At 68.5% G+C, this 12710-nt stretch carries 13 protein-coding genes and 1 tRNA gene; 5 read left to right on the top strand and 9 right to left on the bottom strand.

The window, feature by feature from the left end:
• Window positions 1-41 precede the first annotated feature (41 nt).
• Window positions 42-653: a GNAT family N-acetyltransferase gene (locus ABJD39_RS14040; RefSeq protein ID WP_348609969.1), complete on the top strand. Its 612-nt coding sequence runs from the start codon at window positions 42-44 to the stop codon at window positions 651-653.
• A gap of 21 nt (window positions 654-674) precedes the next feature.
• On the opposite strand, the gene ABJD39_RS14035 is transcribed toward ABJD39_RS14040, so the two are convergent.
• Window positions 675-950, bottom strand: coding sequence for a DUF2249 domain-containing protein (locus ABJD39_RS14035; RefSeq protein WP_348609966.1), 276 nt, complete (start codon window positions 948-950; stop codon window positions 675-677).
• A gap of 124 nt (window positions 951-1074) precedes the next feature.
• Between ABJD39_RS14035 and ABJD39_RS14030 the strand changes: the two genes are divergently transcribed.
• Window positions 1075-2445: a hypothetical protein gene (locus ABJD39_RS14030; protein WP_348609963.1), complete on the top strand. Its 1371-nt coding sequence runs from the start codon at window positions 1075-1077 to the stop codon at window positions 2443-2445.
• A gap of 51 nt (window positions 2446-2496) precedes the next feature.
• Here ABJD39_RS14030 and ABJD39_RS14025 read toward each other — a convergent pair whose 3' ends face one another.
• Together ABJD39_RS14025 and ABJD39_RS14020 are read right to left on the bottom strand one after the other, a co-directional pair.
• Window positions 2497-3081 (bottom strand): hypothetical protein, encoded by a 585-nt coding sequence (locus ABJD39_RS14025; RefSeq protein ID WP_348609960.1) that lies wholly within the window; start codon window positions 3079-3081, stop codon window positions 2497-2499.
• A 63-nt stretch (window positions 3082-3144) separates the two neighbouring features.
• Complete coding sequence (locus tag ABJD39_RS14020) at window positions 3145-3459, bottom strand: CGCGG family putative rSAM-modified RiPP protein (protein WP_348609957.1); 315 nt, start codon at window positions 3457-3459, stop codon at window positions 3145-3147.
• A gap of 92 nt (window positions 3460-3551) precedes the next feature.
• Here ABJD39_RS14020 and ABJD39_RS14015 point away from each other — a divergent pair, with 92 nt between their 5' ends.
• Window positions 3552-3971 carry an SRPBCC family protein gene (locus ABJD39_RS14015; protein WP_348609954.1) on the top strand — a complete coding sequence of 140 codons (420 nt, stop codon included), beginning with the start codon at window positions 3552-3554 and terminating at the stop codon, window positions 3969-3971.
• A gap of 58 nt (window positions 3972-4029) precedes the next feature.
• On the opposite strand, the gene ABJD39_RS14010 is transcribed toward ABJD39_RS14015, so the two are convergent.
• The gene (locus ABJD39_RS14010) at window positions 4030-4335 is read right to left on the bottom strand and encodes a cupin domain-containing protein (protein WP_348609951.1); all 306 of its coding nucleotides are present in this window, start codon (window positions 4333-4335) and stop codon (window positions 4030-4032) included.
• Window positions 4332-4718 (bottom strand): cupin domain-containing protein, encoded by a 387-nt coding sequence (locus ABJD39_RS14005; protein WP_348609949.1) that lies wholly within the window; start codon window positions 4716-4718, stop codon window positions 4332-4334. The genes ABJD39_RS14010 and ABJD39_RS14005 overlap by 4 nt, the downstream gene beginning before the upstream one ends.
• 247 nt (window positions 4719-4965) lie before the next feature.
• Here ABJD39_RS14005 and fen point away from each other — a divergent pair, with 247 nt between their 5' ends.
• Window positions 4966-5943 carry a flap endonuclease-1 gene (fen, locus tag ABJD39_RS14000; RefSeq protein ID WP_348609947.1) on the top strand — a complete coding sequence of 326 codons (978 nt, stop codon included), beginning with the start codon at window positions 4966-4968 and terminating at the stop codon, window positions 5941-5943.
• Window positions 5944-6048: 105 nt separating this feature from the next.
• Window positions 6049-6123 (top strand) — tRNA-Glu (locus tag ABJD39_RS13995).
• A gap of 75 nt (window positions 6124-6198) precedes the next feature.
• Here the strand turns inward: ABJD39_RS13995 and ABJD39_RS13990 are convergent.
• From ABJD39_RS13990 to ABJD39_RS13975, 4 genes are all read right to left on the bottom strand, one after another.
• The gene (locus ABJD39_RS13990; protein ID WP_348609944.1) at window positions 6199-6993 is read right to left on the bottom strand and encodes an HpcH/HpaI aldolase family protein; all 795 of its coding nucleotides are present in this window, start codon (window positions 6991-6993) and stop codon (window positions 6199-6201) included.
• Window positions 6994-7090: 97 nt separating this feature from the next.
• A complete protein-coding gene (locus ABJD39_RS13985; RefSeq protein ID WP_348609941.1) occupies window positions 7091-9082 on the bottom strand; it encodes a SpoVR family protein in 1992 nt (663 codons plus the stop codon).
• Between the two features lie 4 nt (window positions 9083-9086).
• Window positions 9087-10424, bottom strand: coding sequence for a DUF444 family protein (locus ABJD39_RS13980; RefSeq protein WP_348609938.1), 1338 nt, complete (start codon window positions 10422-10424; stop codon window positions 9087-9089).
• The gene (locus tag ABJD39_RS13975) at window positions 10415-12709 is read right to left on the bottom strand and encodes a PrkA family serine protein kinase (protein WP_348613653.1); all 2295 of its coding nucleotides are present in this window, start codon (window positions 12707-12709) and stop codon (window positions 10415-10417) included. Before ABJD39_RS13975 ends, ABJD39_RS13980 begins: the two co-directional genes overlap by 10 nt.
• Window position 12710: the final 1 nt, after the last annotated feature.

The raw sequence follows: 12710 nt of genomic DNA, 5'->3' as shown, positions 1-12710 counted from the left end.
CGTGGCGCCGAACTGAAGCCCCGCCGGCGCCAACGGCGGCCGTGGAGCTTCGACTGCTCGGCTGGCCCGCCGACGGGATCGTGCTCCGGCTCGACCATCGCGAATACGCCTACGCGGGGAAGTTCGCCATGTCGAGCACGGGGAAGGCCGTTGCCGTCGACGGCGACATCGACGACAGCGGCGACGAGTCGGCCGAGTTCCGGGTTCCCGACGATCCGAAACGCGAGTACGTCGCGCCCGCGGGCGCGGTGGCGTTCAACGAGGACCGCACCGACCCCGACGCGCTGTGGCTCAGGTACGTGACCGTTCGCCGCGACCGACGCGGCGAGGGGATCGGCCCGCGGCTGTGCGCGTTCGTCGTCGCCCGCGCCGCCGAGCGGGGCTACGAGCGCGTCCGTATCGCCGTCAACAACGCCTACAGTTACGAGGCGCTGCACAAGGTCGGGTTCGCGTGGACCGGTCGCGAGACCGGGATCGCGGAGTTGGTGCTGGAGCGGCCGGCCGACGAGTCGCCCGCCGTCGACCCGGACACCTACCGCGATGGCCTGGCGACGATCGCCGCCCGCGAGGACGTGGGCGACGACGAGCGGTCGTTCGCCCGGCGAAAGCGCGGGCGGGGGCCGCCCGACGTCGACGGGGGAGCGTTCGACTGAGCCGATCCGATCGTCGAGGTGCTACTCGCCCGGATTCGGTGTCCAGATCACCGTCGTAACGACGTCGTCGCGCTCGACCGTCTCGTACTCGTATCCCCGATCGCTCAATTTCGGATACAGGTGCTGGGGCACCCGATCGTTACGCTGGACGAGGACCGTCTCGGCGTCGATCTCGGCCAAGCGCTCGAGGGTGTTCTGCAACGGTTGTGGCGGCGGGAGGTCCCGAGCGTCCAACGTCTCTCGCGGTCGGTCCGTCGGTGCGCTCGTCCCTGCGATCGGCGATGTCTCGTTGGTCACGTCGGAACCTCGGTGCCACAGGAACCAGCCAGTTACTCCGAACATGTTACTGACGCGGTCAGCCGGACCCTCGACAAAGATGTTCGGGGACACCGGCAGGACCCCGGGAACCCTACTGCCGCCTATGGGCGCAGTTCCCGGCGATATCGACACGGATCACCAGCCGCCGATGACGGTCCCGCTGCGACACTTCGTCGTCGGGCTCGGCCTGTTGCTCGTCGGCCTCCTCGTCGCGGTCGGCGTCGCACTCGACGTGGCCGGCGGGTACGCCGTGCTCTCTCACGTCCACCTGCTGTTGGCCGGCTGGGTCTGTCTCACGATCATGGGGGCGATGACGCAGTTCGTTCCCGTCTGGTCCGGCACGGGACTTCACTCGCGACGACTGTCGTCCGTGCAGCTGTGGCTGGTCACGGTCGGGCTGGTCGGGTTCGCCGGGAGCCTCCTCGGCGGCTACATGGCGTGGATCCCGGCGTTCGGCGGCGTGATGCTGCTCGGGTTCTGGACGTTCGTGTACAACATGGGACGAACCCTCGCGTCGGTCTCCGCGTACGACGTGACCGAGCGCCACTTCGGCATCGCGCTCGGCTTCTTCCTGCTCGTGAGCACTCTCGGCGTCGTCCTCGCCGTGGGGTTCGTCCGTCCCGTCTTCGCCGGCTCGTCGATCGGCCGGGCGAACGTCCTCGGTGCCCACGCCACGCTCGCCGTCTTCGGGGCCGTCCTCACGACGGTGCTGGGGGCGCTCTACCAGCTCGCGGCGATGTTCACGCAGACGGAACTCCACGGAATCGACGTCCACCTTCGTCGCGTGGAGGAGGTCGCCTACCCGTCCGGCGTCCTCCTCCTCGCGCTCGGTCGGTTGCTGGATGCGGCGACAGTCGCGCGAGTCGGCGGACTGCTCATCGTCGGTTCGCTCTTGGGCTTCGCCGTGATCCTCGGACGGCGGCTCCACGAGACGCGAGTCGAGCGGACGCCGATGCTCTCGCGGTACGCGGTCGTCGTCCCCGCGCTCACGCTGTGGGGGCTGCTCACGCTTCCGGCCTGGCTCGGTGATCCGCTCGCTGCGTCCGCGCTGTTCGGCGCGCCCGGTACCGTTCACCTCCTCGTGTTGGGCGTGATCGGCTTCGTCGTCCTCGGGACGCTGTATCACGTCGTGCCGTTCATCATCTGGGTCCACCGCTACAGCGACCTGCTCGGGTACGAGGCCGTCCCGATGATCGACGACCTCTACGACGACCGGCTCGCGGCCGTCGACTTCCTCCTCCTGGGCGGCGGGACGGCGGTGCTCGTCGCCGCGGATCTGCTCGCGCTTCCGCGGGACGCGACCGCCGTCGGTGGCGGACTCGTCTTTGTCGGTGCGCTCTGCTTCGTCGCCAACATCCTACAGGTGATCAGAATTCACAGTCCCCATTCGATCCCGGGAGTTCTCTTCGACACGCTCCGAACGGACTCGGACCCGGCACGCGAGGACGCCGCCGACCCCGTCGAACCGAACTAACTGAGCCGACTCGCTACCGATATCCGCACACGAGATGTACCGAGAGGTCGCTCAGAAGGGCGCGCTCGGACCGCCGCTGCTCGGCGGTTCCGTCTCCGTCGCACGCCCCATGGGGGGAGCCCCGTCCTCGCCGGGGACGTGGCTGATCTCGCCGGTCGAACGGTACTCCTCCTCCAACTCCTCGAGTCGGTCGTTGATCGACTCGCTGTTCTGGTGCATCGACGCGGCCCGAACCCGGACCAGATCGTAGTCGTGCCGGTCGGAGAGCCCGTTCCACGCGCGGAAGGACCCGATCGTCAGCGTGTGCGTCTGCGGGCAGAACTGGGTCGTCGGCGTGAACTCCGCCCGGAGGACCGAGGGGTCGTCCGCCTCCTCGGCGTACCGGTATCCGGCGGTCGTGTGGCGGATGTCGAGGTTCAACCGGGCGAGGTTGTAGTTGAACGTCATGTCGTACACCGTCCGCTCCTCGAACAGGTCGCGGGTCAGTTCGTGAAACCGAACGTGCTCCTCGTCGGTGAGAACCCGATGGCCGTCGAGGAACTCGCCCGGGCCCGGAAGATGCTCCGGGGCGAACTCGTCGTACTCGTCGAAGAAGTCGTCGTCGGAGTCGCCGAACGGTGACGGGAATCCTACCATGGGTGGCGATACGTCCTCCGGCGGCCTGTGAGTGCCCCCGAACATGATCGCCGAGAGACGCGCCTAGTCGACGTACACTCGGGTCACGTGGCCGCCGCAGCCGCACTGCTCGATGTACTCCCACTCGAGGTCGCCGTCGGTCCGGTCCTCGAGGGCCTCGTAGAGGTACTCGGAGGGGTGACCGTGGTCGCCGTGCGTGACGAGATTGACGTGGTTCCCCGGCTCGGTGTGTTCGATCGCGTCGACCGCCTGGGAGACGAGGAGGTCCCGGTCGGACGCGTGCTTCGGGTGTTCGAGGTTCGCCGACCAGGAGGTGTCGTGCATCCGGTCGGTGACGGGGTCGGCTTCAGCGTGGTCGTGATCGTGAGACGTGCTCATCGGTACGTGAACGTTCGGTCTCCCCCCGCAAAACCCCGGCGACGAACATGTTCCCCGACACCGATACCGTGGACCCGGACGAACCCGGAGACATGCAATCGGTCACGGTGGCACGAGAGATACCGGCGTCCGCGGACGGGGTTCGGGAGGCGATCCTCGATATCGAGGCGTTCACCCGCGCCGCGGGGTTCGACGACGTCCGCGTGGACGGACGGACGATCGAGATCACGAACGACGTCGGGATCACGGAGATCACGCTGGTGTTGGAGATCGTGGACGACCCCGACGCCGTCCTCGCGTACGAACAGCGCGAGGGGATCTTCGAGGAGATGTGGACGGCGTACACGCTGCAGCCGACCGACGCCGGAACGGAGGTCCGCGCGACGACCGAGTTCGCGCTCGACGTGCCGCTCGTCGGCGAAGTACTCGATTCCACCGTCATCTCGCGGCAACGGCGATCCGAGTTGGACGCGCAGTTCGACTACCTCGAAACGGTCGCCGAACCCGAGTAGGCTGACCGGGTGGGGTCGCCCGGATAGGCTACTCGCCGAACGGCGTATCGGGCGCCCGCTACTCGTCCGACCGAGGCGCGAGCACGATCAGCGCGGTGCTGTCCTCGAGCGCACGGGGCGAGATCTCCCGTTCGCCCTCGAACCGGGCGATGTCGTCGGCCGTCAGCTCGTGCGTCTCCTCTCCGAGGTGGAGTTCGACCGCGCCCTCGAGGAGGTAGAAGACGATATCTCGCCCCGGGTGGGTGTGTGACGGAACCTCCTCGCCGTCCGCGAGCGTGAGTCTGATCGTCTTCGGCTCGTCGTCCGGGAAGACGTTCGCGTGCGGTTCACCCTCCAGTTCGGCGAGCGTGCGGACGGTCGTCATTCAGCATTACCCCGCGGGTCGAACTCGCCCCGCTGTAGTCCGGCGCGAACGGGCTCGTGTTCGGCGTCGGTCGGGGGTGGCGCGGTGACGAGCAGCGCCTCGAGCCTGCCGTCCTCGTCGGCTTTGACCCCGCGGGCGATGCCCGCCTCGACCACGACAACGTCGCCCGGTTCGACGCGGCGGTCGATCTGCCCGTCCCTGACGATCCCGGTTCCCGATCGGACGGAGATCGTCACGTCGCTCGACGGGGCGTGGACCGGAATGAACTGACCCGGCTCGAAGTAGCCGCAGACCACCTTCATCCGGTCACTACGGAACGCCTCGACGGCCGAGAACCGGTCGTCGTCGTACTCGCGCTCCTCGTCGAACTCGACCGCCGTCACACCGATCCTCCCGTCGATGACGCGGTCGCTTCGGCGGACGACGGGTCCGCGGACGGAACCTCACGATCCACGGCCCTACTCCGAATCGAGGAAGACAGACGTGGCAACATCCGATCGTCGCTACCACGCCTATCACAAAGAGCGTTCGTCCGAATACGTTCGCGGCGGTCGGCGACGGCCGATCCGGGTCGCCAGTCGAACGTGTGAACTCGGGAGGTTCAAACCCTGCCGACCCAACGGTCCGACAATGGGAAACGCGGATCTGCGTGACATCGCGCACATCGAGGACGTCGCCTTCGAGGACCTCTCCGGGGTGGTCGCGGTGGACGCGCACAACTGGCTGTACCGGTATCTCACGACGACGGTGAAGTTCACCGGCGACCACCGCTACACCACCGACGAGGGCGAGGAGGTCGCGAACCTCATCGGGATCGTCCAGGGGCTGCCGAAGTTCTTCGACAACGACCTCACGCCGGTGTTCGTCTTCGACGGGGGCGTCACCGACCTGAAGGACGACGAGGTCGCGAAGCGCCGAGCGGCGCGCGAGGAGGCCGAAGAGCGGAGGAAGGAGGCCGAGGAGCGCGGTGATTCGGTCGAGGCGGCGCGCCTGGAGGCGCGCACGCAGCGGCTCACCGACACCATCCACGAGACCTCCCGGGAGGTGCTACGCCTGCTCGACGTGCCGGTCGTCGAGGCCCCAGCGGAGGGCGAGGCCCAGTGTGCGTACATGAACCGCGTCGGCGACGCCGACTTCTCGGGCAGCGAGGACTACGACACGATGCTGTTCGGGGGGCCGCACACGCTCCGACAGCTCACCTCGAAGGGGGACCCGGAGCTGATGGACCTCGAGAAGACCCTCGCGGACCACGACATCACCTACGAGCAGCTCGTCGACGTGGCGATGCTGTGCGGCACGGACTTCAACGAGGGCGTTCGTGGGGTCGGGCCGAAGACCGCCCTGACGGCCGTGAAGGAGCACGGCGACCTGTTCGCGGTCCTGGAGGCCCGCGACGCCGAGATCCCCAACGCCGATCGCATCCGCGAGTTCTTCCACTCGCCGCCGGTCACCGACGACTACGCGTTCGACACGACGATCACCCCTGACGTCGACGCCGCGCGAGCGTACGTCGTCGACGAGTGGGAGGTCGACCCTGACGAGGTCGAGCGCGGCTTCGAGCGCATCGAGGAGGCGCTCACGCAGACGGGCCTCGACGACTGGACCTGAGCCGTCGTCGGTGGCGGTCAGGTGAGCGAACGGTTCACACGACGGTCCGGCGCGTTCGGTCGGATCCGATGGGATTAACATACCGCGCCGGGTAGCAGATGTTGCGCTCGGTTGGTGTAGTCCGGCCAATCATGTTGGCCTTTCGAGCCGACGACCAGGGTTCAAATCCCTGACCGAGCATTTCTCGCGTTCGCTGCGTGGCGAGCGGTATCGCTCCCGGAGTGAGCGCGTCGCCGACTGTCGCCCGCCGTCGGGTCAGGGGCGCTCGCCGTCGTAGGCGTCGAGCCAGTCGCCCACCACGGACTGGACCGCCCCGGCGGTGCTCCCCAGATTGAGGATCTGATAGCCGTCGTCGACCTTCTCGTTCACGTCGTCCATGCCGAATCCGAGCCCGCCGACCGGAACGTCCGCCTCCAGCGCCGCGGTGCGGACGCGGTCGACGGCGTCCTGAACCTCCTGGTGGTCGAGCTCGCCGGGGTGGCCAAGCTGCACCGAGAGGTCGAGGGGCCCGATGAACACGAACCCCAGATCGGGGACGTCGAGGATCGACTCGATGTTCTCGACCGCCTCGACCGTCTCGACGGTGGTGCCGACGAGCGTCTCGCGGTCCTCCGCCTCGACGTACCCCTGCTTGAGCCCCCAGCGGCGCGCCCGCGGCGCGGCGAGGCCGCGGTCTCCCGGCTCGCCGTCGTAGCGGAACCGGGCGGACGTGACGGCCGCCTCCACCTCCGCGGCCGTCTCCACTCGCGGGAGGAACACCGACCGGGCACCGAGGTCGAGCGCCTTCCGCACGAGCGTCGGCTCGCTGTCGGGGAGGCGCACGAGCGGCTCGATCCCGGTTCGCTCGGCCGCCCGCAGGAGGTGTTCGACGGTCGGGCCGTCCCAGGGGTCGGGCCCGCCGTGCTCCATGTCGAGCCAGACGAAGTCCAGCCCGAGCTCCCCGTACAGCTCGACCATCGAGGGGTCGTACGTCGAGTCGAGCACGCCCAGCGCGACGCCGCCGTCCTCGATCCGGGCGCGAACGCCGTTTCGGGGGTCTGAGTTCGCCATGCGATCGGTTCGACGGCGCGTCAGAAAAGCGCCTCGTGGATTCCAGCCCGGTGAGGGTGGGGCGGGGTGATGTGAGGTGAGGGAGTGGACGGGTCGGTTACGCCAGCCACTCCTCGGGCGTGGTGTCGTAGTCGATGTCGTCGGCCCCGATCTGCTCGGCCAGGTCGGGCTCCAGCGCGTGCCGTTCGGCCGTCTCGCCGTCGTAGCGGAGGCGGACCGGGATCTCCTCGCCGTTGGGTTCGCGTCCGCGGCGACGGGCGATCTCCACCTCGTGGTCGTCGTACTCGGTGACGATCGTCGCGAGGTTGACCGGCCGACCCCACAGGTCGAACACGCGTTCGAGCGTCTGGTTCGCCTGCTCGATGTCGAGCGCGACGCCGTTGTAGCGGTGTCCCAACAGGAGCTCCCCGCGGTTGTCGTAGTTGCCGTCGTACACCGCGATCGTCGGCTTCCCGAAGTTCGTGAACCGGAGGAGGAGCTTCCGCTTCACGTCGTCGGCGTCGACGCTGGCGACGCGGTACCCCTCTGCAGACTCCGAGTACTCGTAGGTGAAGTAGTTACCCTCGACGACGAACTCCTCGGTGAGGAACTCGTCGATGAACGTCACGTCGTTGTGGCTCTCACGGACCTCGCGCATGCGTGTCCAGCCGGCGCCGTAGTCCACGTCCGAGAGCGCCGACTCCACGTCCGGGTACACCTCGTCGTCGAACATGTACCGGGCGACCCGCTCCAGCTCCGAGCGCCCGATCCGGCGGAGGAACCCCCTGTTCGCCGGCTTCGCCAGCGAGAAGTGCCGCTCGCACAGTCCCTCGTGGGTCAGCACGGCCCACGGGTACGCGTCGACGTCGAGGTCGCCGGCCTTCGCCCGCGCGAGCGCGTCGGCGTCGACGCGGGGGTCCTCGGGATCGAGGTCGTCGAGCGTGTCGGCGGTGACGCCCGCGATCGCCGGGTCGGGCTCCAGCAGGTCCGCCACCTCGTCGAAGTCGATCACGTCGTGGAAGGTCCGCCACGTCACTCCCTCGACGCGCAGCAGTTTGTCGACGACCTCGCGGCGGTTGGCGCCGTTCTCGACGTACCGCCAGATATCGAAGCCGAGCTTGTAGGGGTTGAGCCCCGGCGACCCCAGCACCCGCGCCATGTGGTCGGCGTAGGTGAGGAACTCGTCGTCGCCGGCGAAGCGCTCGTCGCCCATCATCAGCGACTCCCAGTACGAGGCCCACCCCTCGTTCATGACCTTCGTCATCTTCTGGGGCGCGAAGTAGTACGCCTCCCGCCGGAGGAGCTCGATCACCTCGTCGGCCCACGGCTCGCGCTCGACGGCTTTCCCCTCCTCGTCGTCGAACCGCTCGCCGTGCTCGCGGACGTACGCGAGCACGTCCGGGCGTGGCTCCGGCAGCCGCTCACGGTCGCGTTGGTCGTCGACCCACTCGGTGTCGAACACCTGATCGCGAACTTCCGGGGAGAGGCCGAGCCGATCGAGGCGCTCCTCGATGTCGACCAACTCCTCGTCGAACTCTCCGTCGTCGCCGCGCTCGGCCGCGAGCGCCCGGTGCTGGTCGATCGTATCCTCGATGCACAACACGGCGTCGATGAGCCGCTCGACGTCCTCGCGGTCGACCTCCGGGTTCGACATGTGGTCCGCGACGGTCTCGGCGTGGCGCTCCAGCATCGCGGCGGCGTCGGGGTCCTCGCGTTCGCCCGCGAACCGACCGAACCACTCGTTGTTGCGGAAGAAGTCGGCGTGCGCCTCGACGTGCGTAATGACTGCCTTCTGGTCGGCCGGCGTGTTCGACTCCTGCAGGAACGCGTGACAGGGGTTGTCGTTGTTGACGATCTCGAACGCCTTTCCCATGCCGAAGGTGTCCTGCTTGCGCTGGCGGTCGTACTTCATCCCCCACCGCCAGTGCGGGTACCGCGTCTGGAACCCGTCGTAGGCGATGAGCTCGTTCATCTCGTCGTAGGTCACGACCCAGTAGTTCACCGGGTACGGGCGGAGCCCGAGCCGCTCGGCCAGTTCCCTGGCGCGCTCGGCCGGCTCAACCAGCTCCGCGGCGACGCGACGGGTCGCGACTCGTTCGTCGTGGATCATTGTCTCAGTTCTCCGTCCCCTCCGTCGAGAGGATCGTGTGGATCGCGTCGGTCACGTCCTCGGGACCGGCGACGCGCGCGACGACGACGTTGTCTTGGTCGGCCAGTTCCCGTTCGACCTCCTCGGCGTGGGTGGCGTTGATCGTGTTGCCGCCCGGCTGGGTCTCCACGTACGCGTGGAGGTTCGCCGGGATGTCGCGCATCAGCGGCACGACGTTCTCGACGGTGTCGTTGCTGGAGTTCTCGGAGTCGCCGGCGGCGAACACGTAGCGGTTCCACTCGCTCCAGGGGTACTCCTCGAGGATCTCCGCGGCCAGCTCGTACGCGCTGGAGATGCGCGTCCCGCCGCCCGAGCGAATCCCGAAGAACTCCCCGCGCTCGACCTCCCACGCGTCGGCGTCGTGGGCGACGTAGCGGAACTCCGCCTCGTCGTACTTGCCGGTGAGGTACCAGTCCAGCGGCGTGAACGTGCGCTCGACGAGCTCGCGTTTCGTCTCGCGCATCGACCCGCTCACGTCGCGGATGTTCACGACGACGACGTTCTTCTGCTTCTTCTCGACCACCTCGGGCTGGCGGTAGCGCTCGTCCTCGCGACGGAACGGGACCTGCTGCAGGCCGTCCCGGCGGATGCGTGCGGCGATCGGATCGCGCTCGACACGCGCGGCGAAGTCGTCGAAGTCGTCGTACTCGTCGAGGGAGACGCCCTCGGCCTCCAGCTCCGCGATCGCCTCGCGGATCCACGCCAGCGAGACGAGCACGTTCTCCTCCCGGCAGAACTCGAACACGTCGCGGGCGTCGGCGCCGGCGACCCGGCACGCCTCCCGGACGTACTCCTCGTCGAAGTCGGTGGCCAGCTTCCGTTTGAGGCCGCGCTTGAACAGCTGCTCGAAGTCGAGCGTGGAGTTCGGGCCCGCCCGCGTCAGCTCGGTGAAGTCGCCCTCGACGTCCTCGACGACGCGTTTGCCCTTCGGCTCCAGATCGAGCCCGAGCTCCTCGTCCAACTCCCGGGCGAACTCCTCGGGATCCATCTCGTAGTAGCCGTGCTCGCCGCCGTCCTCGCCCGGTTCGCCCTCCTCGCCGTCCTCGTCGCCGTCGGCGTCTCCGGGGTCGCCGGGCACGTCGACGGGTTGGCCGGGCTGGGGCGTGCCGCCCTGTCCTTGGCCGACGCCGCCCATGTCGCGCTGGTCGTACTCGAACGACGGGAGGTCGACCAGCTTCACCGGGATCCGAACGGCGTCCCGTGAGGACCCCGAGAGGTCGCCCTCGCGGATGAACTCCGCGAGGTCCGGGCGGCGCTCGTCGCCGATCTCCCGGAACCGTTCGAGGTCCTCCCTCAGTCCCATCGGCCCTTCACCTCGCGCATCACGTGTCTGCTGGCCAGCTCGGCCGACGCCTCGCTGTACCCCTGTTCGGTCGTCATGTGGTCGATCGTCGCCGCCTTCACCCGGGCGGTCTCGGTGTTCGCGGGCGGGTCGTCCCACTGCGCGGGGTCCAGGTCGTCGTAGATGCGGCGGACGTCCTCCCACGAGTGCGCCTCCAGCACCGCGCGGATCACCGGGACCGTCGAGAGGTCCACGTCCGCGACCGAGAAGTCCTCGTCGCGGTGCTCCCAGGCGTAGCGGTTCAACGCCGTGATCACCGTCTCCCTGCGGAACGCCTCGACGGCCTCGCTCGGATCGTTGCCCACGTAGTCGTCCTCGCCGAAGCGGCCCAGATGGTCGGTCTCGAACACCTTCATCAGCAGCGGGTCCGGGTCTACGGTGCCGCGGTCGGTCTCCACCTGCTCGTCGGCGTCCCACGCGAACACGTGCGCGACGTACTCCTCGACGGTCTCCTCCGGGACCCCTTTGTCCGAGAGCACGGCGTCGAGCACGTCCGCCTCCTGCAGCTCGAACGCGTGGTCCTTCACCGTCGCCAGCCGGCCCTCGTACTCGGCGATCTCCGCGCGCGAGAACACGGGCGCCGTCGCGAGCCCCTCGGCCATCGCGTGGAGGACGTCCTCGGGAGTGATCACGTCCTCGACCGGGAGCTCGGGGTGTGCGCGGTCCGTCTCGCCGTGGAGCAGGTCCGCGATCGTGTCCCGCGTGTACGTGACGGGGATCCCGTGGGTGCCGTCGTCGCCGTCGAACTCGAACTCGTCGGCGTCAACGCGCTCGTCGCCGTCGCGGACGACGCCGCGGTCGAACAGCAACGCCTTGTCGATCAGGCCGATCGAGGCGGGCAGGTTCTCGGCGTCGAGGCGGGTGACGACCGCGTACATCGCCGCCGCCTCCAGCGCGTGGGGCGCGAGTTCGCGGGTGCGGAGGCGACCGCGATCGTCGCGCATCCGGATCGAGAGCGGCGCAGCCATCCGGTCGCGGAGCCGGTCGTGGGCCGCCTCGGGGTCGGCGGCGTCGATCTCGTCGGCCCAGACCGTCGTCTCGTCGGTCAGCTCGCGGTGGATCAGCTCCGTCTCCAGCGAGAGGCTGGTGAGATAGCGGAACTCGTGGCGGTCGAGTCGGCGCTTGAGCGCCTTCAGCGGGTCGCGGTCGTTGCGGTCGGCGAACTGCTCCAACTCGGCGTCGAGGTCGGGGTTGGAGATGACGACCAGTTGGGTGTCCAGGTCCATCCCGATGCTCTTGTCGAGCTTCACCCGCTTCTCGTCGGGAACGTTCAGCAGCTTCCGGAGCAGGTCGGCGTGCTGGCTGGCGTCCTCGACGACCGTGAGCAGGCCGTTACCCTGCGAGAGGACGCCGTCGTAGCTGAACGCGCGGGGGTCCTTGCGCCCGCGGGCGTTCAGTTCCCGGAGCATCCCGGGCATCCACGAACCGACGAGCCGCTCCTTCGGGGAGCCGTCGTCCTCGGCGTGGAGGACGCCGATCCCCCTGCCGACGTCGACGATGTAGTTCTTCACGCGAAGGTGTCGGCGGTCCGTCGCCGCCGAGAACAGGTCTCGACGGCCGGCTCGGCGGTAGCGTTCCTCCAGAATCTCGAACGCCTCGCGGCTGAACGGGTCCAGCTCCGAGTCTGCCCGGATCGGGATGTGTCCGTCATGGGCGGCGTTGAGCGCGTCCACGAGGTCCGCCCGAACCTCAGCGGGGAACACCGACAGCGGGTTCGCCTGCACCGGCGACTCGTACCAGTCGTCATCGTCGTCGTCGCCGGCGGCGTAGCTGAGGCTCCGGTCCTCGTCGCGGGCGGCGATGTTCCACTCGACGGTGTATCGGCGCCCTTCCTCGGTCTTCGAGTACGCGCGCAGGCCGTTGATCAGACAGCGCTTCAGCTCCGATTTGCCGGTCGCCGTCGGGCCGTCGAACCAGTGGATCTTCTCTTCTTTCCCCCGCCCCGAGGCGACGGTTCGGAGGTCGTCGACGAACGCGTTGAGCACGCCCGTGTTGCCGAGCACCGCGTGTTCGCCGTCGTTGGCGGGGTCGTCGAAGAAGCGGTAGCGCTCGCGCTCGACGCCCTCCTCGACGACGGTGCGGGTGCCCATCGACTCGATCGCCGACAGGACGTATCTTGCGGCGTGGCTTGCGACCCCCGGACGCTCGAACGCGAGGTCGACGAACTCCGCGAGCGAGCGGGGCGGCTCGTAGGCGCCCCGGAGGGTCTCGTCGGCGCGCGCGAGGTAGTCCGTCGACTCTGTCATC

Source organism: Halobaculum rarum (assembly GCF_040025155.1).
GTDB lineage: Archaea > Halobacteriota > Halobacteria > Halobacteriales > Haloferacaceae > Halobaculum > Halobaculum rarum.
Note: the sequence above shows the minus strand (reverse complement) of the source record. Positions and strands in the feature narration are given on the sequence as shown.